The organism is Pseudomonas sp. M1 (genome assembly GCF_022760135.1).
In the GTDB taxonomy this organism is placed as follows: domain Bacteria; phylum Pseudomonadota; class Gammaproteobacteria; order Pseudomonadales; family Pseudomonadaceae; genus Pseudomonas; species Pseudomonas citronellolis.
In genome coordinates this window covers 238,383-260,775 of the sequence record NZ_CP094343.1, presented here as the reverse complement: position 1 = coordinate 260,775, position 22,393 = coordinate 238,383, and the positions used below count along the sequence as shown (strand labels likewise).

At 65.9% G+C, this 22,393-nt stretch carries 23 protein-coding genes and 1 tRNA gene; 13 read left to right on the top strand and 11 right to left on the bottom strand.

The genetic code is table 11. From position 1 onward, the window contains the following. Positions 1-288 precede the first annotated feature (288 nt). The gene (trmL, locus tag PM1_RS01210) at positions 289-750 is read right to left on the bottom strand and encodes a tRNA (uridine(34)/cytosine(34)/5-carboxymethylaminomethyluridine(34)-2'-O)-methyltransferase TrmL (protein ID WP_009613817.1); all 462 of its coding nucleotides are present in this window, start codon (positions 748-750) and stop codon (positions 289-291) included. A 70-nt stretch (positions 751-820) separates the two neighbouring features. Between trmL and PM1_RS01205 the strand changes: the two genes are divergently transcribed. Then, on the top strand, positions 821-1,198 hold the full coding sequence (locus PM1_RS01205) for a hypothetical protein (RefSeq protein WP_052058980.1): 378 nt from the start codon (positions 821-823) through the stop codon (positions 1,196-1,198). Positions 1,199-1,800: 602 nt separating this feature from the next. Here the strand turns inward: PM1_RS01205 and secB are convergent. Genes secB through PM1_RS01190 form a run of 3 tightly spaced genes read right to left on the bottom strand, consistent with a single transcriptional unit; the run spans position 1,801 to position 3,005 of the window. After that, a complete protein-coding gene (gene secB, locus PM1_RS01200; protein ID WP_009613819.1) occupies positions 1,801-2,286 on the bottom strand; it encodes a protein-export chaperone SecB in 486 nt (161 codons plus the stop codon). Positions 2,287-2,326: 40 nt separating this feature from the next. Beyond that, positions 2,327-2,581, bottom strand: coding sequence for a glutaredoxin 3 (grxC, locus tag PM1_RS01195; RefSeq protein WP_009613820.1), 255 nt, complete (start codon positions 2,579-2,581; stop codon positions 2,327-2,329). A 1-nt stretch (position 2,582) separates the two neighbouring features. Further along, positions 2,583-3,005 carry a rhodanese-like domain-containing protein gene (locus PM1_RS01190; protein ID WP_009613821.1) on the bottom strand — a complete coding sequence of 141 codons (423 nt, stop codon included), beginning with the start codon at positions 3,003-3,005 and terminating at the stop codon, positions 2,583-2,585. A 145-nt stretch (positions 3,006-3,150) separates the two neighbouring features. On the opposite strand from PM1_RS01190, the gene gpmI reads away from it, so the two are divergent. The 4 genes from gpmI (at position 3,151) to PM1_RS01170 (ending at position 8,174) form a co-directional block, all read left to right on the top strand. Beyond that, positions 3,151-4,686 carry a 2,3-bisphosphoglycerate-independent phosphoglycerate mutase gene (gpmI, locus tag PM1_RS01185; RefSeq protein WP_009613822.1) on the top strand — a complete coding sequence of 512 codons (1,536 nt, stop codon included), beginning with the start codon at positions 3,151-3,153 and terminating at the stop codon, positions 4,684-4,686. Positions 4,687-4,793: 107 nt separating this feature from the next. Further along, positions 4,794-6,080, top strand: coding sequence for a murein hydrolase activator EnvC family protein (locus PM1_RS01180; protein ID WP_009613823.1), 1,287 nt, complete (start codon positions 4,794-4,796; stop codon positions 6,078-6,080). A gap of 27 nt (positions 6,081-6,107) precedes the next feature. Beyond that, complete coding sequence (locus PM1_RS01175; RefSeq protein WP_009613824.1) at positions 6,108-7,412, top strand: S41 family peptidase; 1,305 nt, start codon at positions 6,108-6,110, stop codon at positions 7,410-7,412. Positions 7,413-7,415: 3 nt separating this feature from the next. Continuing rightward, complete coding sequence (locus PM1_RS01170) at positions 7,416-8,174, top strand: divergent polysaccharide deacetylase family protein (RefSeq protein ID WP_009613825.1); 759 nt, start codon at positions 7,416-7,418, stop codon at positions 8,172-8,174. Positions 8,175-8,542: 368 nt separating this feature from the next. Here the strand turns inward: PM1_RS01170 and PM1_RS01165 are convergent, their stop codons facing one another. From PM1_RS01165 to hisB, 7 genes are all read right to left on the bottom strand, one after another. Continuing rightward, positions 8,543-9,646 carry an IS110 family transposase gene (locus PM1_RS01165; protein WP_009613826.1) on the bottom strand — a complete coding sequence of 368 codons (1,104 nt, stop codon included), beginning with the start codon at positions 9,644-9,646 and terminating at the stop codon, positions 8,543-8,545. A gap of 282 nt (positions 9,647-9,928) precedes the next feature. Further along, positions 9,929-10,687, bottom strand: coding sequence for a substrate-binding periplasmic protein (locus PM1_RS01160; protein WP_009613827.1), 759 nt, complete (start codon positions 10,685-10,687; stop codon positions 9,929-9,931). 148 nt (positions 10,688-10,835) lie between these two features. Continuing rightward, positions 10,836-11,582, bottom strand: coding sequence for a substrate-binding periplasmic protein (locus PM1_RS01155; protein WP_009613828.1), 747 nt, complete (start codon positions 11,580-11,582; stop codon positions 10,836-10,838). Between the two features lie 183 nt (positions 11,583-11,765). Then, positions 11,766-12,536, bottom strand: a complete 771-nt coding sequence (gene hisF / locus PM1_RS01150) for an imidazole glycerol phosphate synthase subunit HisF (protein WP_009613829.1) — start codon at positions 12,534-12,536, stop codon at positions 11,766-11,768. A gap of 98 nt (positions 12,537-12,634) precedes the next feature. Next, positions 12,635-13,378 carry a 1-(5-phosphoribosyl)-5-[(5-phosphoribosylamino)methylideneamino]imidazole-4-carboxamide isomerase gene (hisA, locus tag PM1_RS01145; RefSeq protein WP_009613830.1) on the bottom strand — a complete coding sequence of 248 codons (744 nt, stop codon included), beginning with the start codon at positions 13,376-13,378 and terminating at the stop codon, positions 12,635-12,637. A gap of 116 nt (positions 13,379-13,494) precedes the next feature. After that, positions 13,495-14,133, bottom strand: coding sequence for an imidazole glycerol phosphate synthase subunit HisH (gene hisH / locus PM1_RS01140; RefSeq protein WP_009613831.1), 639 nt, complete (start codon positions 14,131-14,133; stop codon positions 13,495-13,497). Next, positions 14,133-14,726, bottom strand: a complete 594-nt coding sequence (hisB, locus tag PM1_RS01135; RefSeq protein WP_009613832.1) for an imidazoleglycerol-phosphate dehydratase HisB — start codon at positions 14,724-14,726, stop codon at positions 14,133-14,135. The genes hisH and hisB overlap by 1 nt, the downstream gene beginning before the upstream one ends. 151 nt (positions 14,727-14,877) lie before the next feature. On the opposite strand from hisB, the gene PM1_RS01130 reads away from it, so the two are divergent. The 8 genes from PM1_RS01130 (at position 14,878) to PM1_RS01095 (ending at position 22,202) form a co-directional block, all read left to right on the top strand. Beyond that, a complete protein-coding gene (locus tag PM1_RS01130; protein ID WP_009613833.1) occupies positions 14,878-15,285 on the top strand; it encodes an acetyl-CoA sensor PanZ family protein in 408 nt (135 codons plus the stop codon). Beyond that, on the top strand, positions 15,282-16,382 hold the full coding sequence (locus PM1_RS01125; RefSeq protein ID WP_009613834.1) for an NAD(P)/FAD-dependent oxidoreductase: 1,101 nt from the start codon (positions 15,282-15,284) through the stop codon (positions 16,380-16,382). Before PM1_RS01130 ends, PM1_RS01125 begins: the two co-directional genes overlap by 4 nt. A gap of 62 nt (positions 16,383-16,444) precedes the next feature. Beyond that, positions 16,445-18,682: an AsmA family protein gene (locus PM1_RS01120; protein WP_009613835.1), complete on the top strand. Its 2,238-nt coding sequence runs from the start codon at positions 16,445-16,447 to the stop codon at positions 18,680-18,682. Next, positions 18,679-19,746 carry an A/G-specific adenine glycosylase gene (gene mutY, locus PM1_RS01115; protein WP_009613837.1) on the top strand — a complete coding sequence of 356 codons (1,068 nt, stop codon included), beginning with the start codon at positions 18,679-18,681 and terminating at the stop codon, positions 19,744-19,746. The genes PM1_RS01120 and mutY overlap by 4 nt, the downstream gene beginning before the upstream one ends. Then, positions 19,743-20,015 (top strand): oxidative damage protection protein, encoded by a 273-nt coding sequence (locus PM1_RS01110; RefSeq protein ID WP_009613840.1) that lies wholly within the window; start codon positions 19,743-19,745, stop codon positions 20,013-20,015. Before mutY ends, PM1_RS01110 begins: the two co-directional genes overlap by 4 nt. Before the next feature lie 77 nt (positions 20,016-20,092). Beyond that, positions 20,093-20,168, top strand: a tRNA-Phe gene (locus PM1_RS01105). 400 nt (positions 20,169-20,568) lie between these two features. Beyond that, positions 20,569-21,705: an ImmA/IrrE family metallo-endopeptidase gene (locus tag PM1_RS01100; protein ID WP_009613842.1), complete on the top strand. Its 1,137-nt coding sequence runs from the start codon at positions 20,569-20,571 to the stop codon at positions 21,703-21,705. Continuing rightward, the gene (locus tag PM1_RS01095; protein WP_009613844.1) at positions 21,702-22,202 is read left to right on the top strand and encodes a DUF4411 family protein; all 501 of its coding nucleotides are present in this window, start codon (positions 21,702-21,704) and stop codon (positions 22,200-22,202) included. Before PM1_RS01100 ends, PM1_RS01095 begins: the two co-directional genes overlap by 4 nt. Positions 22,203-22,393: the final 191 nt, after the last annotated feature.

Sequence of the window (22,393 nt, the reverse complement as noted above, 5' to 3'; positions counted from 1 at the left end):
GCGCGCAGCCGAGGGCTAGGGAGAGGGCGTTCTTCAGGACACGCACCGTCTCGATCGGCAGAACACCCTTCACGAAAATACCCCCAGAACCTGTGGATAACCCTGTGCACAGCCCGGGGATCGATCCCCCCGCAGCCCAGGCCCCGCGCCCCTTACAGCCCCGGCTGAATTCTGTGCAGGATTTCCCACGTTGCCCACAACCGCTGTGCGCCCACCTGTGGACAACCTTGGGATGAATGGCTGCGGCACAGACCCCACGGGCCCTGCACCAGATCGATCAATCGCTGCTCAATCCATGGCGAAGCCGAGCTGGCGCCAGGCTTCATAGACAGTCACGGCGACAGTATTGGACAGGTTCAGGCTGCGGCTATCCGGGCGCATCGGCAGGCGCAGACGCTGCTCCGGCGGTAGCGCGTTGCGCACTTCCTCCGGCAGGCCACGGCTTTCCGGGCCGAACAGGAAGGCGTCGCCACGCTGGTAGGCCACTTCGTGGAAGGCGTGGGAGCCCTTGGTGGTGAAGGCGAACAGCCGCGGGTGGCCGAGCTTCTCCAGGCATTCCTCCAGGCTCGCATAGCGCTGCACCGGGGCGTATTCGTGATAATCCAGCCCGGCCCGGCGCAGGCGCTTGTCGTCCAGTTCGAAGCCCAGCGGCTCGATCAGGTGCAGGCTGCAGCCGGAATTGGCGCAGAGCCTGATAATGTTGCCGGTATTGGGTGGAATTTCCGGTTGGAAGAGGATGACGTGGAACATGCAGCGCTCCGGGCCTGAGGACGGCCGGCATTCTACTCCCGCGGCGGCGGATGTGCGGCCCCGGCCGTGGTTGCGGGTATTCTCGGCGCTGGCCATCGGCGGGCTGATGATCGGCCTGATGCTCGGCCGCCTCACCGGGCCCACGCCGGGCGAGCCGCATCTGCTCGCCGTCCAGGCGCAGGACGGCGTCCTGCTGCTGCGTTTCGACCAGAACGCCAGGGTCGAGGCCGGGCAGATCGAGGGCGCCCTGGCGCTGCGCGTGCGGGCAGCGGGCGCGGCCGCCGAGGGCCAGATGCGCCTGGATGGCCAGCCCTTGCGCTGGCGCGTGGAAAGCCGGGAGGGAGAACTGTGGATAACCCTGCTCTCCACCCGCCACCTGGGCGGTATCTGGGACAGCGAGGAGAAGGACGGGGACTGGCTGCTGCGGGTCCATCCGCAATTGCGCTGAGGGGGCCGGCGGCCAGCCTCGGGAAGAAAGAAGGGGATTCCCCGGCCTGCCTGAACCGAGGGCCCCGAAAGGGGCGGAGGCCGCATTGCGAACCTCCGGTATAAAAAGGGGGTTTCCCCGGCCTGCCTGTACCAGGACCCCCGAACCGTTCACGCCTTCCACCGCATCGGGCCGCGGCGGCGCGCCTTGTGTAAAAGTGGGGTTTCCCCAGCCTGCCTGTACCGAGGCCCCCGAAATCGTTATTGGGGGTATTGCAGGGGCTGTGCCAGTTTTGCCGGCGGGCTGGGCTCCCCATGCTGAACAGCCGCGCAGGCCAGTATTCATGGGGCCTGCAGCAAATCTGCAAGTGAATTCCCTGGCACAAAAGGCATGGCCGAAATGCCCGCACGGGCTGGCCGAGAAGGCGCCTTGCTAGTGCACGCGCACCAAAGTTGAACGCGCCGGCCCCGATCTCCCCGTAGGATGGGTTGAGCTTTGGCGATACCCATTGCCATGACCGCATGGGTTTCGCCAGGGCTCAACCCATCCTACGAAGAGCGCTTCGCTATCGGATGGACAAAAGAAAAGGCGCCCGTGGGCGCCTTTCTTCGCTGCGACGGACCTTACTGGACCGAAGGAATCTCGCCGGAAGCCTGCAGGCGGGCGATTTCCTGGGCGTACAGGGCATCGAAGTTCACCGGCGAGAGCATCAGCGCCGGGAACGAGCCGCGCACCACCAGGCTGTCCAGGGCTTCGCGGGCGTAGGGGAAGAGGATGTTCGGGCAGAAAGCGCCCAGGGTGTGGCTCATGCTGGAAGCGTCCAGGCCCTTGATCAGGAAGATGCCGGCCTGCTGCACTTCGACGATGAAGGCCACGTCGTCCTTGTTCTTCACGGTCACCGAAACGGTCAGCACCACTTCGTAGAAGTCGCCGTCGAGCTGCTTCTGGCGGGTGTTCAGGTCCATGCTGATCGCCGGCTGCCATTCCTGGCGGAAGATTTCCGGAGCCTTCGGCGCTTCGAAGGACAGGTCGCGGATGTAGATGCGCTGCAGGGAGAACTGCGGGCCGTTTTCTTGCTCGTTGGCGCCGTTGCTAGATTGCTCAGTCATTTCAGGACCTTCTTATGGCTCGTTTGCAGTAATAAGGGGATCACGCCGACAGCAGCGCATCCAGCTTGCCCGCGCGCTCCAGCGCGTACAGATCGTCGCAGCCGCCGACGTGGGTGCTGCCGATCCAGATTTGCGGTACCGAGGTACGGCCGGCCTTGCGGCTCATTTCGGCGCGCAGGTCGGGCTTGCCGTCCACGCCGATCTCCTCGTAGGCCACGCCCTTCTTGTCCAGCAGCGCCTTGGCGCGGATACAGTAGGGGCACCAGGCCGTGGTGTATATCAGAACCGCCTGCATCTCACTTCACCAGGGGCAGGTTGTCGCCGCGCCAGCTGCCGATGCCACCGCCGAGCTTGGCCACGTTGTAGCCGGCCTTCTTCAGCACGCCGCACCAGGTACCCGCGTGCTGGCCCATGGCGTCGACCACGATGATGGTCTTGGCCTTGTGCTTGTCCAGCTCGCTCATGCGGCTGTTCAGCTTGTCGGCGGGGATGTTCAGCGAGCCGGAGATGTGGCCGCCGGAGAACTCCTTGCTCGGGCGGATGTCCAGTACGACACCCTGCTCGGCATTGACCAGCGCGGTCAGCTCGCGGGTCGACAGCGCGCGGCCGGCCTTGTTCAGCTCGTGCAGCGCGAGCAGGACCAGGAGCACCACCAGGGCGCCGACCAGCAGGTAGTGATGGGTGGCGAATTCGATCAGACGGGGAAGGAACGACGACATGGCGCAAGGCATCCACAGGTAAAAATGCCGGCCAGTATACACGCGCCCTCCTGACGGCTGAACCCTGCCAATCATGGCGCCCGTCGCACCCAGACGGTAAAATGCCGATCCTTTTCTGACCCCCGTTTTGGAAAGAGCCGCACCTATGACAGCATCGCCCAAACCCCTGGTCCTGATCATCCTGGACGGCTTCGGCCATAGCGACAGCCCCGAGTACAACGCCATCTTCGCCGCGAAGAAGCCGAACCTCGACCGCCTGCTGGCCACCCAGCCGCACGGCCTGATCTCCGGCTCGGGCATGGACGTGGGCCTGCCGGACGGGCAGATGGGCAACTCCGAGGTCGGCCACATGAACCTCGGCGCCGGGCGCGTCGTCTACCAGGACTTCACCCGCGTGACCAAGGCCATCCGCGACGGCGAGTTCTTCGACAACCCGGTGCTGACCGGCGCGGTGGACAAGGCAGTGGGCGCCGGCAAGGCCGTGCACATCCTCGGCCTGCTTTCCGACGGCGGCGTGCACAGCCACCAGGACCACCTGATCGCCATGGCCGAACTGGCCGCCCGGCGTGGCGCGCAGAAAATCTACCTGCACGCCTTCCTCGACGGCCGCGACACCCCGCCGAAAAGCGCCGAGCCGTCGCTGAAGATGGTCGACGAGGCCTTCGCGCGCATCGGCAAGGGCCGCACCGCCAGCATCATCGGCCGCTACTTCGCCATGGACCGCGACAACCGCTGGGACCGCGTCGAAGCCGCCTACAACCTGGTCACCGAAGGCGCCGCCGAATTCACCGCCGACGACGCCGTGGCCGCGCTGCACGCCGCCTACGAGCGCGGCGAGAGCGACGAGTTCGTCAAGGCCACGCGCATCGGCGAACAGGTACGCGTGGAGGACGGCGACGCCGTGGTGTTCATGAACTTCCGCGCCGACCGCGCCCGCGAACTGTCGCGCGCCTTCGTCGAGCCGGGCTTCAAGGAGTTCCCGCGCCAGCGCGAGCTGCACCTGGCCGAGTACGTGATGCTCACCCAGTACTCGGCGAACATCCCGGCGCCCAGCGCGTTCAAGCCCGAGTCGCTGGACAACGTCCTCGGCGAATACCTGGCCAAGAACGGCAAGACCCAGCTGCGCATCGCCGAGACCGAGAAGTACGCCCACGTCACCTTCTTCTTCTCCGGCGGCCGCGAAGAGCCGTTCGAGGGCGAAGAACGCATCCTCATCCCCTCGCCGAAGGTCGCCACCTACGACCTGCAGCCGGAAATGAGCGCGCCGGAAGTCACCGACAGGATCGTCGAGGCCATCGAAAACCAGCGCTACGACGTCATCGTGGTCAACTACGCCAACGGCGACATGGTCGGCCACACCGGCGTGTTCGAGGCCGCGGTCAAGGCCGTGGAATGCCTGGACACCTGCGTCGGGCGCATCGCCGCGGCGCTGGACAAGGTCGGCGGCGAAGCCCTGATCACCGCCGACCACGGCAACGTCGAGCAGATGGAAGACGAGAGCACCGGCCAGGCGCACACCGCGCACACCTGCGAGCCGGTGCCCTTCATCTACGTCGGCAAGCGCAAGCTGAGCATCCGCGAAGGCGGCGTGCTGGCCGACGTGGCGCCGACCATGCTGACGCTGATGGGCCTGCCGGTGCCGGCCGAGATGACCGGCAAATCCATCGTCACCCTGGAGTGACCCTCGCGAGCTGCAGGCGGCGTGATGCTTTTCACTCGCCGCTTGCGGCTTGTAACGATTTTTTTATGCATACTAGGCCGATTCCGCCTCCAGGTGCCCGCCACCCCATGCATCGCGCCCTATCCTCCCTGCTGCTGATCTGCCTGCTGAGCCCGCTGGCGGTCGTCGCCGACGAACGCGCCGACACCCAGAAGCAGATCGAGCGGACGCAGAAAGACATCGCCGAGCTGAAGAAGACCCTCAGCGGCATCCAGGAAGAGAAATCCGGGGTGCAGAAGCAGCTCAAGTCCACCGAAACCCAGATGGGCGACCTGGAGAAGCAGGTCAAGGCGCTGCAGGAGGAGCTGGAGAAGAGCGAAAAGGAGCTCCAGCGCCTGGACGAGGAGAAAAAAAAACTCCAGGGCGCGCGCCTTGAACAGCAGCGGCTGATCGGCATCCAGGCCCGCGCCGCGTACCAGAGCGGCCGCGAGGAATACCTCAAGCTGCTGCTGAACCAGGAACATCCCGAGAAGTTCAGCCGCACCCTCACCTACTACGAGTACATCAACCGCGCGCGCCTGGAACAGCTCAACGCCTTCAACGAGACCCTGCGCCAGTTGGAGAACGTCGAGCGCGACATCACCACGCAGAAGAGCCAGCAACTGGCCCAGCAGCAGGACCTCGAGGCCCGCCGCCAGGAACTGGCCGAAGTGCGCAAGCAGCGCCAGGAAGCCCTGGCCAAGCTCAACAGCGACTACAGCGACAGCAACCGCAAGCTGCAGGACCGCCAGCAGGCCCAGGCCGAGCTGAACAAGGTGCTCAAGACCATCGAGGAAACCCTCGCCCGCCAGGCCCGCGAAGCCGAGGAAGCGCGCCAGCGCGCCCTGGCCGCCGAACGCGAGCGCGCCCGCCGCGAACGCGAGACGGCCAGCAGCGGCGGCAGCGCGAAGCCCAAGCCCCGCGCGGACTACAGCGGCCCGCTGGTGTCCAGCGGCGCCGGCTTTGGCGGCGCCTTCGACGCCACCCGCGGCAAGCTGCCCTGGCCGGTCAACGGGCGCATCCTGGCGCGCTTCGGCAGCCCGCGCGGCGACGACCCGCGCGCCACCTGGGACGGCGTGCTGATCGGCGCCAGCGCAGGCGCCACGGTACGCGCCGTGCATGGCGGCAGGGTGGTGTTCGCCGACTGGCTGCGCGGCGCCGGGCTACTGGTTATCCTCGACCACGGTGGTGGATACCTGAGCCTTTATGGTCATAATCAGAGTCTGCTGAAAGGCGCCGGGGACACGGTCAAGGCCGGGGATCCCATCGCTACCGTCGGCACCAGCGGCGGGCAGGAGACTCCGGCGGTGTATTTCGCCATTCGTCATCAGGGCCGCCCGACGGACCCCACTACCTGGTGTCGCACGCAAGGATAAGCGGCGGACACGCCTTAGGAGCCAAACATGTCGCATCGCTTCCGTCTCATCACCCTGGCCCTGCTGCTCGGTATCGGGGCGGCCCAGGCCGCCGAGACACCGCCCGCCGCGCCAGCCGCGGCCAGCGGCAAGGAGGCGCCGCTGCCGCTGGACGAACTGCGGACCTTCGCCGAGGTCCTGGACCGGGTGAAGGCCGCCTACGTCGAGCCGGTGGACGACAAGACCCTGCTGGAGAACGCCATCAAGGGCATGCTCAGCAACCTCGACCCGCATTCGGCCTACCTGGACCCGGAAGAATTCGCCGAGCTGCAGGAAAGCACCAGCGGCGAGTTCGGCGGCCTGGGCATCGAGGTGGGCACCGAGGACGGCTTCATCAAGGTGGTCTCGCCGATCGACGACACCCCGGCGGCCGCGGCCGGCATCCAGCCCGGCGACCTGATCGTGCAGATCGACGGCAAGCCGACCAAGGGCCAGTCGATGAACGAGGCGGTGGACAGCATGCGCGGCAAGCCCGGCTCGTCCATCACCCTGACCATAGTGCGCGGCGGCGGCCGGCCGTTCGACGTCAGCCTCAAGCGCGCCATCATCAAGGTCAAGAGCGTCAAGACCCAGCTGCTGGAGCCGAACTACGGCTACCTGCGCATCACCCAGTTCCAGGTCAACACCGGCGACGAGGTGGTCAAGGCCCTGGCGCAGCTGAAGAAGGACAACAAGGGCAAGCTCAAGGGCCTGGTCCTGGACCTGCGCAACAACCCCGGCGGCGTGCTGCAGTCCGCGGTGGAAGTGGCCGACGCCTTCCTCACCAAGGGCCTGATCGTCTACACCAAGGGCCGCATCCCCAACTCCGAACTGCGCTTCTCCGCCGACCCGGCCGACCCCAGCGAGGGCGTGCAACTGGTGGTGCTGATCAACGGCGGCACCGCCTCGGCGGCGGAAATCGTCTCCGGCGCCCTGCAGGACCAGAAACGCGCCATCCTCATGGGCACCGACAGCTTCGGCAAGGGCTCGGTGCAGACCGTGCTGCCGCTGAACAACGACCGCGCTCTGAAGCTGACCACCGCGCTCTACTACACCCCCAACGGCCGCTCCATCCAGGCCCAGGGCATAGTCCCGGACATCGAGGTGGAACGCGCCAAGGTGACCCGCGAGCAGAGCGACTTCGAAGGCTTCAAGGAAGCCGACCTGCAGGGCCACCTGGCCAACGGCAACGGCGGCAAGGACCGTCCGACGCAGTCGGGCAAGGCGCCCCAGGCCGCCCCGCAGGACAGCGACTTCCAGCTGAGCCAGGCCCTCAGCCTGCTGAAGGGGCTCAGCGTCAGCCGCGGCAACTGACCGGTGCGCCGGGCACGGCTGCTGTTCGGCCTGTGCCTGGCCGCCCTGTTCGGCCAGGCGCAGGCCAAGCCGCTGCTGAGCGTGGTGATCGACGACCTCGGGCAGAACCTGGCGCACGACCGCCAGGTGTTCGAACTACCGGCTGCGGTGGCCCTGGCGATCATGCCGGACACCCCGCACGCCGCCGAACTGGCCCGCGAAGCCCACCAGCGCGGGCGCACCCTGATCCTGCACCTGCCGATGGACCCGGCCGGCGGCCCCTACGCCTGGCGCCCCGACCTGCCGCCGGCGGAACTGGCCCGGCGCCTGGACGCGGCGCTGGCCGCGGTGCCCTACGTGCAAGGCGTGAACAACCACGAAGGCAGCCGCATGACCGCCGACCGCGCCGGCATGGACCTGCTCATGGGCACCCTGCAGGAACGCCACCTGTTCTTCCTCGACAGCCGCACCAGCGCCGCCACCGTGGCCGCCGCCGAAGCGCAGAAGCGCGGCCTGGCCAGCCTGTCCCGCGACGTTTTCCTCGACGACCAGCCGGATGAAGACAGCATCGCCCGCCAGCTGCAGAGCGGCGTGGCCCTGGCGCGCAAGCAGGGCTCGGCGCTGCTGATCGGCCACCCGCGCCCGGCCACCCTGCGGGTGCTGCTGCGCGAACTGCCGAAGCTGAAGGCGGCGGGCATCGAACTGGTGAAGCCCGACCTGCTGATCGCCGAACGCGGCAACCGCGCCATGGCGGCGCATGGCAAGGATGGCGTCTACCGCTGAGCCCCCGCTCGCCGGCCGCGCCTCAGCGCTTTTCGTAGGATGGGTTGAGCGAAGCGATACCCATCGCCGTGCCCGACCGAGCACCGGCCGTTGCAGGCGAGCATGGCTCGCTCCTATGTATGGACTCACCCCCACCGTCAACCCGCTTTTGAACATGAAAACCCGACTGCATCTATGTATTAGGCCTGTTCGAGGAAGCCACGTCGGGCTTCTGGCCAACATTGGGTAAGCCCGCGGAATGCCGATTACAAAGAGGCCTCGAAGGCCGGTAGGAGCGTAGGCATCGATCCGCGACGGTCTGACCAGGGGTCAATGTTCTTCAGCAAGGGTTGGAGCGACTTGGCGCCCCGTTGGCGGGAACTCGTTGATCAGTGGCTCATTTCCATCTCCCGGCAAGCATTCGGCTTGCGCTGGTAGGTCTGTTCGCTGCACAGCAGCACCCAGGCGATACGCAGGTTGCGGTTGGCCAGTCGCACTGCCGCGCCCTTGCGCCCCAGGCGTTGTAGCCAGCGCTGCAGGCGCCGATCGTCCGGGTGTTCGGAATCGGGCCGCAGTTGCTTCAACACCGCATGCGAGCCTACGACCATCAGGCTGCGCACATAGGCGTCGCCACGTTTGGTCATCTTGCCCAGCCTTACCTTCTGCCCGCTGCTGTGCTGGTCGGGCACGATGCCGAAGTAGGCAGCGAACTGACGCGCATTGGCGAAACGTTCCGGCTCGACCTGTTTGGCCAGCAAGGCCGTAGCCGTGATCGGACCGATACCGCGTACCGTCATCAGCCGTTTGGCTGTCGGGTCGGCGGCGGCACAGGCTTCCAGACGCCCGGTCAGCGCGGCGATACGCTCGCCCAGCCGTTTCCATTCGTTCAGCATCTCGTCGATCAGCTCGCGCAGCAGCGCCGGCAACGGCTGGCTGGCGTCTTCCAGCACCCGGGTGACACCTTGCTTCAAGCCCACATCCCCCTGCGCCAGGGCGATACCCTGCTCCAGCAGCAGCCCGCGGATCTGATTACCCATGGCGGTGCGCCGCCGCACATAGCCCCGCCGAACCCGGTGCCAGGCCTGCATCGCCAGTGCCGCGACGCTCTTCACCGGCACCGACGCGATACTGCTATCCCGGCCCGCCCGCAGAATGGCGTGGGCATCATTGCGATCATTCTTCGCTCCGCTCCGGTGCTCGGCCACCCGCTGGGCCGGCAGGATACGCACCGGGTTGCCCTGCGCCTGCAGCAGCCGGGCCCAGGCTTGTGCTCCAGGGCCGGTTTCCATCAGCACCGTCACGCCCTCCGGCAGCTTCTGCAGAAACACCTGAAACGCTTCACGCGACTTGATTCGCTGTTCGTACGCCAGTTGACCCTGGGCGTCTTCCCCCGCCACCTGAAAGACCTTTTTCGCCAGATCCACGGCGACTGTCATGCACACCGATACATCGGTTGCAGACACCGGCTTATTCATCGTCGTATGCTTTTTCATGGACTCACCCTCACTGTCGGTGGCTTCTTAGACCGCCACCGTGGCGCCTCGACGCCTCGGTGAGGGTGAGTCCATCCAATTACGAAGAGCACGCCGGTGCGGCCTGTTGCTTCTAGGCGGTTTTCTGGGTTCCCGCGAACGCGGGAACCCAATAGAACAGTTCCGAACCCACCTGTAGGAGCGCGCCCTGCGCGCGAATCGCGGGCAGGGCCCGCTCCTACAATCGTGCATCCTCAGAACCGTAGGGCGGGCGCAGGAGCGGTCTCTATCCGCGATCCGGCCTCAGAGGTAATTGTTGGTGACCTCGTCCACATACCCCTCGGCGCGCATCTGGTCCAGGGCCTTCTGCAGCCGCTCGACCACCTCGTCCGGAGTGTCCTTGTTCAGCGCCAGGTACAGCTGCGCCTCGTTGAAGCGCAGCACCGTCTGCAGGCCGCTGACGCCCTCCTGCTTGGCCAGGTAGCGGCCCACCGGGTCGGTGGTGGCCCAGAGGTCGATCTGCCCGCTCATCAGCTTCTTCACGTTCTCCTGGTCGCGCAGGGCGTTTATCACCGGGATGCCCTGGCTCTCCAGCGCCTGGCTGACAGCGTCGTTCTTGTAGGCGCCGAGCTTGTACTTGCCGGCCTCCTTGAGGTCCTTCAGCGCGGTGATCTTGCTGCCCGGCGGGGCCAGCACCACCCAGCCGGTCTTCGCCAGCGGGCCGACCCACTTGAACAGCGGCACCCGCTCGGGGGTGTAGGTGGTGGAGAACAGGCCGTAGCCGGCGCGGTCCAGGGTCAGCTTGTACAGCCGGTCCCAGGGGAAGCGCAGGCTGAGGGTGTAGCCGATGCCGGCGCGCTTGAACATCTCGCGGACGATGTCCGCGCTGATGCCGTCGATGCCTTCGTCGCGGGCGAAGTTCTTGTCGTCCACCGCCATGTTGAACGGCGGGAAGTTCTCCGTCAGCAGCACCACCTTGTAGTCGGCGGGCAGGTCGGCGCGGGCCGTGGCGGCCCCCAGCAGCAGGCCGATGAACAGCCCGCAGGTCTTGAGTTTCAGCATGGTCATACCGCTCGCTTGGTTATCGTTATGGCTAGCGGCATCCCTGCATCGCGGACGCGATTCCCGTCCTGTACACCATCCCTGGCACAGCTCCGGCCGTGGCCGGCAACGCAGCGCGGCGCCGCTCCCCTCGAGCGGCGCCGGCGGATCACAGGTAGCTGTTCAGTACATCGTCGACGAAGCCTTCGGCGCGCATCTTGTCCAGCGCGGCCTGCAGCTTCTGCACCACTTCGTCGGGGGTTTCCTTGTTCAGCGCCAGGTACAGCTGGTCGCTGTTGAAGCGCAGCACCGTCTTCAGGCCGCTGACGCCGACCTGCTTGGCCAGGTAGCGCCCGGCCGGGTCGCCGCTGGCCCAGAGGTCGATCTCGCCCTTTTGCAGCTTGCCGGCGTTCTCCTGGTCGCGCAGCGCCAGCACCGGCTCGAAGCCGTGATCGGCGAGGTACTCGGCCATGGCGTCGCCCTTGTAGGCGCCCACCCGGTACTTCTTCGCCTCGTCCAGGCTCTTCAGGGCGATGGGGCTATCGCCGCGGGCCAGCAGCACCCAGTCGTCCGGGCCGATGGGGCCGACCCACTTGAAGGCGCTTTCCCGCTCCGGCAGCCGCGCGGTGACGAAGACGCCGTAGTCCGGCTTCTCCAGCGCCAGCTTGTAGATGCGTTCCCAGGGGAAGCGCAGGGTCATGCTGTACTTGATGCCGGCGCGCTTGTACATCTCGCGGACGATGTCCACGGCGATGCCGTCGATGTTGTCTTCCTGGGCGAAGTTCTTGCCGTTGATGGCCATGTTGTAGGGCGGGAAGTTCTCCGTCAGCAGGACCATGCTGTAGTCCGGAGAGATTTCCGCATGCACTGTGCCAGCCAACAGCAGAGAGCTGGCCAGCAGGAGGCGTTTCAGCATCGCAGAACATTCCTGGTTGTAAGCGAAGGCGCAGAGCTTACCGCAAGTTTGCCATCATTCGGCCTTGCATCTTTCAGACCGCGTCACGCCTTGTAGGAAACATCGCCAGAAAGCACAAGGCCCGGCCGCCATGAGCGGGCCGGGCCCTGTCGCAAGCTGCACGCCGGCAGTGCGGCGCGCCCTTCAGCGCACCACGATGCCGCGGCTGGCCAGGTAGGCCTTGGCCTCCGGCACGCTGTACTCGCCGAAGTGGAAGATGCTCGCCGCCAGCACCGCGTCGGCCTTGCCTTCGAGGATGCCGGCCGCCAGGTGCTCCAGGTTGCCGACGCCGCCGGAAGCGATCACCGGCACGTTCACCGCCTCGCTGATGGCGCGGGTCACGCCCAGGTCGTAGCCGCTCTTCACGCCGTCCTGGTCCATGCTGGTCAGGAGGATTTCGCCGGCGCCCAGGCCTTCCATCTTCTTCGCCCACTCCACCGCGTCCAGCCCGGTGGGCTTGCGCCCGCCGTGGGTGAAGATTTCCCAGCGCGGGGTTTCGCCCGGCGCCGAGACCTTCTTGGCGTCGATGGCGACCACGATGCACTGCGAGCCGAAGCGCGCGGCGGCTTCGCCGACGAACTCCGGAGTGAACACCGCGGCGGTGTTGATCGAGACCTTGTCCGCGCCGGCGTTGAGCAGGTTGCGGATGTCCTGCACGGTGCGCACGCCGCCGCCGACGGTCAGCGGGATGAACACCTGGCTGGCCATGCGCTCGACGGTGTGCAGCGTGGTGTCGCGGCCATCGACGCTGGCGGTGATGTCGAGGAAGGTGATCTCGTCGGCGCCCTGCTCGTCGTAGCGGCGGGCGATCTCCACCGGGTCGCCGGCATCGCGGATGTTCTCGAACTTGACGCCCTTGACCACGCGGCCGTTGTCCACGTCGAGGCAGGGGATGATGCGCTTAGCGAGGGCCATTCTGGTGTCTCCCAATCTTGAAATTCGCGGGAGGCTGAAGGCTGGAGGCTGAACGAAAAAGCGACTCGGTCACGTCCAGCCTTCAGCCTCCAGCGCTTTTATTCGTCTTTTGCCTGCCGATCGCACAGCGCCTGGGCCTCGGCGACATCGAGGGTGCCCTCGTAGATCGCCCGGCCGGTGATGGCGCCGATGATGCCCGGGGTGCGCGCGTCCAGCAGTTTCTGGATGTCGCCCAGGTTGTGGATGCCGCCGGAGGCGATCACCGGGATGCGCGTGGCGTTGGCCAGGGCGGCGGTGGCTTCGACGTTGCAGCCCTGCATCATGCCGTCCTTGGAGATGTCGGTGTAGACGATGGCGGAGACGCCGTCGGCCTCGAAGCGCTTGGCCAGGTCGATCACCTGCACCTCGCTGACCTCGGCCCAGCCGTCGGTGGCGACGAAGCCGTCCTTCGCGTCCAGGCCGACGATCACCTTGCCGGGGAAGGCGCGGCAGGCTTCGCCGACGAATTCCGGCTGCTTCACCGCCTTGGTGCCGATGATCACGTAGCTGACGCCGGCGCGCACGTAGTGCTCGATGGTCTCCAGCGAACGGATGCCGCCGCCGATCTGGATCGGCAGGTTCGGGTAGCGCTTGGCGATGGCGGTGACCACCTCGCCGTTCACCGGCTTGCCTTCGAAGGCGCCGTTGAGGTCCACCAGGTGCAGGCGGCGGCAGCCACCGTCCACCCATTTGGCGGCCATGGCCACCGGGTCGTCGGAGAAGACCGTGGCGTCTTCCATCAGGCCCTGGCGCAGGCGCACGCAGGCGCCGTCCTTCAGATCGATTGCGGGGATGATCAACATTCGGATGCTTCCTGAAAGATCGACAAAATAATTTCGCTGAAGGCTAGAGGCTGGACGAAAAAGCGCCTCGCACATCGTTCAACCTTCGGCTTCCAGCCTCGCGCGCAGCGCCGTCTTCACCAGCGGCCGTCCCAGGCAGCGAAGTTCTGCAGCAGCTGCAGGCCGTGGGTGTGGCTCTTCTCCGGGTGGAACTGCACGGCGAAGCGCGGCCCCTCGGCCAGCGCGGCGGCGAAGTCGCGGCCATAGTGGCCGCGGCCGGCGACCTGGCGCGGGTTGCCCGCCTCGATGTAGTAGCTGTGCACGAAGTAGAAGCGCGCCTGGTCGGGGATCTCGTGCCACAGCGGGTGGTCGAGGCTCTGCTGCACCTGGTTCCAACCCATGTGCGGCACCTTCAGGTGCTCGCCGTCCTCGTGCAGGTCCTTGCCGAAGAAACGCACCTGGCCGGGGAACAGGCCGATGCAGTCGACGCCGCCGTTCTCCTCGCTGTGCTCCAGCAGCGCCTGCATGCCGACGCAGATGCCGAGGAAGGGGCGGTCCTGGCTGACTTCACGCACCAGCGCGTCGAAGCCCAGGCGCCTGATCTCGGCCATGCAGTCGCGGATGGCGCCCACGCCGGGGAACACCACGCGGTCGGCCTCGCGGATCACTGCGGCGTCGCTGGTCACCAGCACGCGGCCGGCGCCCACGCGCTCCAGCGCCTTGGACACCGAGTGCAGGTTGCCCATGCCGTAGTCGATGACGGCAACCGTCTGCATTACAGGCACCCCTTGGTCGACGGCATCTGCCCGGCCATGCGCTCGTCCAGCTCTATGGCCATGCGCAGCGCGCGGCCGAAGGCCTTGAACACCGTCTCGATCTGGTGGTGGGTGTTGTGCCCGCGCAGGTTGTCGATATGCAGGGTCACCTGGGCGTGGTTGACGAAGCCCTGGAAGAACTCCATGAACAGGTCGACGTCGAAGCCGCCGACGCTGGCGCGGGTGAAGGGCACGTGCATCTGCAGGCCGGGGCGGCCGGAGAAGTCGATCACCACGCGCGACAGCGCCTCGTCCAGCGGCACGTAGGCATGGCCGTAGCGGCGGATGCCCTTCTTGTCGCCGATAGCCTTGGCGAAGGCCTGGCCGAGGGTGATGCCGATGTCTTCGACGGTGTGGTGGTCGTCGATGTGCAGGTCGCCCTTGCACGCGATGTCCAGGTCGATCAGGCCATGGCGGGCGATCTGGTCCATCATGTGCTCGAGGAAGGGCACCCCGGTATCGAAGCGGGCCTTGCCCGTGCCGTCCAGGTCGATGGACACCTTGATCTGGGTTTCCAGGGTGTCGCGCGCGACGGTTGCCTTGCGTTCGGCCATCACCAGCTCCACAGCTAACACTGCACTTGATTATAAGAGGGCCCGCATTATAGGCGCGGCGGGCCCCGCAGGGCTATGGGCGACGGTCGGCGGCGCTGGCCGCGGGGCGCCGCTTGTCCGTAAACTGCGCGTCCCCGCCGAGGATGCCGCCATGCCCGTGATCGTCGAACACCTTGCCCAGCCCTCCGCCCAGGACCGCCAGGACCTGGCCCGGCTCTACGCCGAGGCGCCGGCCTGGCTGCTCGCGCCCTTCGCCGATGGCGAGGCCCTGGTGGACGCCGCGCTGGCCGCGGGCACGCTGCTGACCGGGCGCTTCAATGGCCGCCTGCTGGGCGCCGCCTGGCTGCAGCGCGATGCCGACGCCTGGCGCCTCTCGCGCCTGTGCGTGCGCCGCGTCACCCGCGGCCGCGGCGTGGCCCGCCGGCTGCTGGAGGAAGCCCAGCGCCAGGCGGTGCTCGCCGGCTGCCCGCTGCGCCTGCAGGCTCCGGCCGGGCAGGCGGAAGCGGCCGAACTGGCCGCGCACCTGGGCCTGGCCCTGGAAACCGCGGAGGCACCGTGAACGACATCGACATCCTGGTCATAGGCGCCGGCGCGGTCGGCCTGGCCTGCGCCGCGCGCCTGGCCGCCGCTGGGCGCAGTGTGCTGATCGTCGAAGCCGAACGGCTGATCGGCAGCCACACCTCCAGCCGCAACTCCGAGGTCATCCACGCCGGCCTCTACTACCCGCCCGGCTCGCTCAAGGCCGAACTCTGCCTGGAAGGCCGCGAGCGCCTGTACGCCTGGTGCGCCAGCCACGACGTGGCGCACAGCCGCATCGGCAAGCTGCTGGTGGCCGTGGAAGACGCCGAACTGGGCAAGCTGGAAGCCCTCGCCGCCAATGCCCAAGCCAGCGGCGTACATGACCTGCAGCCGCTGGACGCCACCCAGCTCCACGCGCTGGAGCCGGCGGTGCGCGGCGTGGCCGCCCTGCTCTCGCCGAGCACCGGGATCATCGACAGCCACGCCTACATGCTGTCGCTGCAGCACGCCGCGCAAATCCAGGGCGCGCAGCTGGTGCTGGACACCCGCATCGACAGCCTGCGCCGCGCCGCCGACGGCTGGGTCGCCGAAGGCGTCAGCGTCGGCGAGCCGTTCAGCATCCAGGCCGAACAGGTGGTCAACGCCGGCGGCCTGTTCGCCCAGCAACTGGCCGCCCGCACCGAAGGCCTGGAAGGCGTGCCGCCGCTGCACCTGTGCCAGGGCCGCTACTTCACCTACGTCGGCCGCTCGCCGTTCAGCCACCTGATCTACCCGATGCCCGAGGCCAACACCGCCGGCCTGGGCGTGCACGCCACCCTCGACCTCGGTGGCCAGCTGCGCTTCGGCCCGGACGTGCGTTACCTGGAAAGCATCGACTATCTGGTCGACGAAGCGCTGCGCGAGCCCTTCGCCCAGGCCATCCGCCGCTACTTCCCGGGCCTGGACGCCGAACGCCTGCAGGCCGGCTATGCCGGGATTCGTCCTAAACTGAGCGGTGCCGGGGAACCCGCCTCCGACTTCGTCATCCAAACCGCCGTGGACCACGGCCTGCCGGGCCTGGTCAACCTGTTCGGGATCGAGTCGCCGGGGCTCACCGCCAGCCTGGCCATCGCCGAACGCGTCGCCGCCGCCTGCTGAAGCGGGCGGGCGCATTGATATACTCCCGCCAATTCACCCGCCGCCAGAACAAGGACCCGTCCATGAAAGCGTTCGGCAAGATCCTGGGCATAGCCGTCCTCGCCCTGCTGCTACTGGTAGTCGCCGCCGGCTTCATCCTCACCCATTTCTTCGACCCCAACGACTACAAGGACGAGATCCGCCAGCTCGCCCGCGACAAGGCCAACCTGGAGCTGGACCTGCGCGGCGACATCGGCTGGAGCCTGTTCCCCTGGCTCGGCCTGGAGCTGCACGACACCAGCGTGGCCAGCGTGCGCAGCCCGGACAAGCCGTTCGCCGACCTGCAGCTGCTCGGCCTGTCGGTGCGGGTGCTGCCGCTGCTGCGCCGCGAGGTGCAGATGAGCGACATCCGCGTGCAGGGCCTGACCCTTACGCTGAACCGCGACAAGACCGGCAAGGGCAACTGGGAAGACATCGGCAAGCCGGCCCAGCCCGCCGGCGCCACCCCCGCCACGCCGGCCGGCCAGGCCAGCGCGCCTGCCGAAGCGCCCAAGGCCCCGGGCGAAACCGCTTCCACGCCGATGAAGCTGGACATCGACAGCCTCAACGTCAGCGGCGCGCGCATCGACTACAGCGACGAGCAGAGCGGCAAGCAGTACACCGTCGAAGGCCTGGACCTGAACACCGGCGCCATCCGCGAAGGCAGCAGCATCCCCTTCAAGCTCAACGCCTACCTGGGCACCAACCAGCCGGTGACCCGCGCCAAGACCGAGCTGACCGGCAACCTGCGCTTCGACCGCGCGCTCAAGCGCTATCAGCTGGAAGATGCCAAGCTCTCCGGCGAACTGGCCGGCGACCAGCTGCAGGGCCGCACCGCGACCTTCTCCGCCCAGGGCCAGCTGCTGCTCGACCAGGCCGCGCAGGTCGCCGAATGGAACGGCCTGAAGCTGTCGATCAACCAGTTGCGCGCCCTTGGCGAGCTGAAGGCGCGCAACCTCGACAAGGAGCCGCAGTTCACCGGCGGCCTGTCCATCGCCCCGTTCAACCTGCGCGAATTCCTCGACGGCCTCGGCCAGAAACTGCCGGAGATGGCCGACGGCAACACCCTGACCAAGCTGGAACTGGCCGCGCGCCTGGACGGCAGCCGCAACGCCGTCAACCTCAGCGACATCCAGCTCAAGCTCGACGACAGCAGCTTCAGCGGTAGCCTGGGCCTGGCCGACATCGCCAAGCAGGCCGTGCGCGCCCAGCTCAGCGGCGACAAGCTGAACCTCGACCGCTACCTGCCGGCCAAGGCCGCCAAAGGCGCCGAGGCGGCCAGCGCCAGCCGCAAGGCGGAAGTCGACGCCACCGTCGCCAGCGCCACCAGCAAGGGCGACAGCCCGCTGCCCAACGCCCCCACCCAGCAGGCCTGGAGCGACGCGCCGCTGCTGCCGCTGGCCAAGCTGCGCACGCTGGACCTGGACCTCAACCTGAACCTCGGCCAACTGACCCTCGACAAGCTGCCGATCGAGAACGCCGTGCTCAAGCTGCGCGGGCAGAACGGCCAGTTCAGCCTCGACGACATGCGCGGCGAGCTCTACGACGGCCGCTTCAACGCCAAGGCCAGCCTCGACGTGCGCCAGGACGTGGCGCTGCTGGCGGCGCAGAAGCACATCGAAGGCGTGCCGGTGGAGAAACTCCTCCAGGCCCAGGGCCAGAAGCCGCCGGTCACCGGCCTGCTGAACCTGGACGCGGACATCACCACCCAGGGCAACAGCCAGAAGGCCTGGATCGACAACCTCAACGGCAAGGCCAACTTCAAGCTGAGCAAGGGCGTGCTGCTCAACGCCAACCTCGAAGAGCAGCTGTGCCGCGGCATCGCCACCCTCAACCGGAAGAGCCTGAGTGCCGAACACGGCGGCAAGGACACGCCCTTCCGCGAACTCAACGGCAGCCTGACCTTCCACAACGGCGTGGCCAGCAACCCCGACCTGCGCGTCGCGGTGCCCGGCCTGACGGTGAAGGGCGACGGCGACCTGGACCTGCGCGTGCTGGGCATGGACTACCGCGTCGGCGTGATCATCGAAGGCGACAAGAGCGACATGCCCGACCCGGCCTGCGAAGTGAACAAGCGCTACGTCGGCATCGAATGGCCGCTGCGCTGCCGCGGCCCGCTGGAACTGGGCGCCAAGGCCTGCCGCCTGGACCAGGACGGCATCGGCCGCATCGCCGGGCAACTGGCCGGGCAGCGCCTGAACGAAAAACTCGAAGAGAAATTCGGCGACAAGGTCAGCCCCGACCTGAAGGACGCCCTGAAGAACCTGCTGAAGAAGAAATGACCCCCGAACGCTTCAATACCGCGGTCCTCGACTGGTACGACCGCCACGGCCGCCATGACCTGCCCTGGCAGCGCGACATCAACCCCTACCGGGTGTGGGTGTCGGAAATCATGCTGCAGCAGACCCAGGTGAGCACCGTGCTGGGCTACTTCGACCGCTTCATGGCGGCGCTGCCCACGGTCGCCGACCTGGCCGCAGCGCCCGAGGACGAAGTCCTGCACCTGTGGACCGGGCTGGGCTACTACACCCGCGCGCGCAACCTGCAGAAGACCGCGAAGCTGGTAATGGAGCACCACGGCGGCGAATTCCCCCGCGACCTCGAGCAGCTCACCGAGCTGCCCGGCATCGGCCGCTCCACCGCCGGGGCCATCGCCAGCATCTCCATGGGCCTGCGCGCACCGATACTCGACGGCAACGTCAAGCGCGTGCTGGCCCGCTACCTGGCCTGCGACGGCTACCCGGGCGAGCCCAGGGTGGCGAAACAGCTGTGGGAAGCGGCGGAACGCTTCACCCCGCACGCGCGGGTCAACCACTACACCCAGGCGATGATGGACCTGGGCGCCACCCTCTGCACCCGCAGCAAGCCCAGTTGCATGCTGTGCCCACTGAGCGAAGGCTGCCGCGCCCACCTGCTCGGCCGCGAAAGCGCCTACCCGGTGCCCAAGCCGCGCAAGGAGCTGCCGCAGCGGCGCACGCTGATGCCGATCCTGGCCAACCGCGAAGGCGCCATCCTGCTCTACCGCCGCCCGTCCACCGGCCTGTGGGGCGGCCTGTGGAGCTTCCCGGAACTGGACGACCTCGCCCAGCTCGACCCGCTCGCCGCGCAGCACGCCCTGCGCCTGGGGCAGCGCCACGAACTGCCCGGCCTGACCCATACCTTCAGCCACTTCCAGCTGGCCATCGAGCCCTGGCTGGTGCGCGTGGAAGACGCAGCCAGCAGCGTGGCCGAGGGCGACTGGCTCTGGTATAACCTGGCCACCCCGCCGCGGCTCGGTCTCGCGGCCCCGGTCAAGAAGCTGCTCAAGCGGGCAGCCGACGCGTTGAATGCAGGAGAGATGACATGAGCCGAATGGTGATGTGCCGCAAGTACAAAGAACAGCTGCCCGGCCTCGATCGCCCGCCCTACCCCGGCGCCAAGGGCCAGGACATCTACGAGCACGTGTCGAAGCAGGCCTGGGACGAGTGGCAGAAACACCAGACCATGCTGATCAACGAGCGCCGGCTGAACATGATGAACGCCGAGGACCGCAAATTCCTCCAGGGCGAGATGGACAAGTTCCTCTCCGGCGAGGAATACGCCCAGGCCGACGGCTACGTCCCGCCGAGCGCGTAAGCTCCGGTATTAACTGAAAATTTTTTCGCGGCACGCTTGACACCCCATCCGAAAACCCTTTTAATGCGCGCCACGTTGCCCAGGTAGCTCAGTTGGTAGAGCAGGGGATTGAAAATCCCCGTGTCGGCGGTTCGATTCCGTCCCTGGGCACCAAGACATACAAACCCCTGATTCCGCAAGGTTTCAGGGGTTTCGTCTATCTGAGGGAGCTGTAACAGCGCTTCCCTTGGAAGCGCCAAGAAATGACATTCCCGCTCTCCGTCGCCGCATCCCGAAGAATGTGCGATTCCCCCCCCCCAATCTGATGAACTCTACAAACGCTGCTTTGGGGCAACCCACCGATTCAAAGCAAAGGATGGGAGAGATTGCGCGTCCACTACGTTGACGAACGCGTGGCCTACAAATAACGTAAAGCTCATCGCCCTTGGGAGGGCACAGCAGATGAGCCAGGGAGAAGGGCTATGCCAAGCTTTTACAGCCGAGTCAGACCTCACAAATCTGTAGGCGGTACAGTCAAAGGCTTCATGCTCCGCCCTTACACGCTCGAACTGCCATGACTCAAGCAGCCTTGGTAAATCCATCCATTCTTACATGGTCTCGCCAACGTGCCGGCCTGTCGACTGAACAGGTCGCCAAGAAGCTGCCTGTCAAACCTGAAAGCGTCAAAAGATGGGAAGCAGGCGAGGCCAAGCCTACATTTTTGCAAGCTCAAAAATGGGCAAACGTTGCCCATATCCCCTTCGGCTTTCTCTTTTTGCCACACCCTCCAGCAGAAGAGCTTCCGCTGCCAGACCTGAGAACTGTGCGGGGAATAGCACCTGAGCGCCCGAGCCTTAATCTGCTAGACACCGTGAAAGATGTGCTACGAAAACAAGACTGGTATCTTGAATACCTTCAAGACCAAGAGCGCACAGCGCTACCTTTTGTTGGCCGATTCACGCCTCAGTCCTCGGTGAAAGCCGTCGTATCGGATATGCGCACAACATTGGGAGTCAATCCCGATGCTGCCCACCTTGACTACGAAAAATATAGCCGCGCTCTAATCCAGGCAGCGGAAGGTATCGGCGTTCTGGTCATGCGCAGTGGTATTGCTCTTGGAAACACTCACCGCAAATTAGAAGTTGATGAATTTCGTGGTTTTGCTATCAGCAACGCATTTGCGCCCGTCGTCTTCATCAACAGCGCTGACGCACCAACCGCACGCCTCTTCACATTAATGCACGAACTCGCTCACATATGGATCGGTAGCAGTGGAATTTCCGATGGAAATACTGCGGCAGGTCGAGAGGAGGAGCGTTTCTGCAACGCCGTAGCTGGCGAATTCCTTGCCCCTGAAGTCCTGTTCCGTGCCGAATGGAATACCCAAATCAACTGGGAAGAGAATCTCGCTCCATTATCTAACCGCTTCCACCTGAGCAAATTGGCTGTGGGCCGTCGAGCACTTGATCTTGGATACATCACTCAAGCTCAATACAGTGCCTACTATCGGCGCGTTCTCAAGGATTTTCAGGATAAGCAAGGTGGGGCGGGAGACTATTACAGGAACGCCACTGCAAAAAACAGTGTACGCCTGAGCAGGGCCGTACTGAATGAGGCACTCAGCGGCCGACTGCTATTGCGCGACGCAGGGACCATCCTGGGCGTGCAGCCGGCTAAGTTAAGGAAACTTGCCAATAAGCTCACGGAATGAAGCATCTACTCGACGCGAACACCCTGATCGAAGCTAAAAACCGATATTACGGCATGGCCTTTTGCCCAGCTTTCTGGCAATGGCTGCTCATGCAGAACCGTGCACTGGAGTTAGCCAGCATTTCATCCGTGATGGATGAAATTGCCAAAGGCAATGATGAATTGGCGCAATGGGCCGCTGATAATCCAGATTTCTTCTACGGCATCAGCGATGAGCAGACGCAGGCAGCATACATTGAGGTCGCCACGCATGTCGCACAACAGGCGCCAAGAATGAAAGTAGGGGCGCTGGAAGAATTTCTGTCCGGCGCAGACCCTTGGCTCATTGCCAAAGCTCTGTCCACAGGGGCCACAGTAGTTACCCACGAGGCTCTGAATCTTGAAGTGAAGCGGAAATTCATCATTCCCAACGTCTGTGAATACTTTCAGGTCCCCTACATGAATACGTTCGATTTACTCCATAGACTAGAGGCCAAGTTCGTTCTACCGCCCCCTTAGCTCTCTCTGGAGGCCGTCTCCCACTTGGTTTTACAGAGTCCTGCCGTGTCGGCGGTTCGATTCCGTCCCTGGGCACCAAGACTCCGAAAGGCCCCTGCGTTCACCAAAACCAGGGGCCTTTTGCATTCCTGCCCTCAGCCGATCACGGCTGCGCTTCCGCCACTGGTCGCCCGCCCGGCGAAACTCCGCTG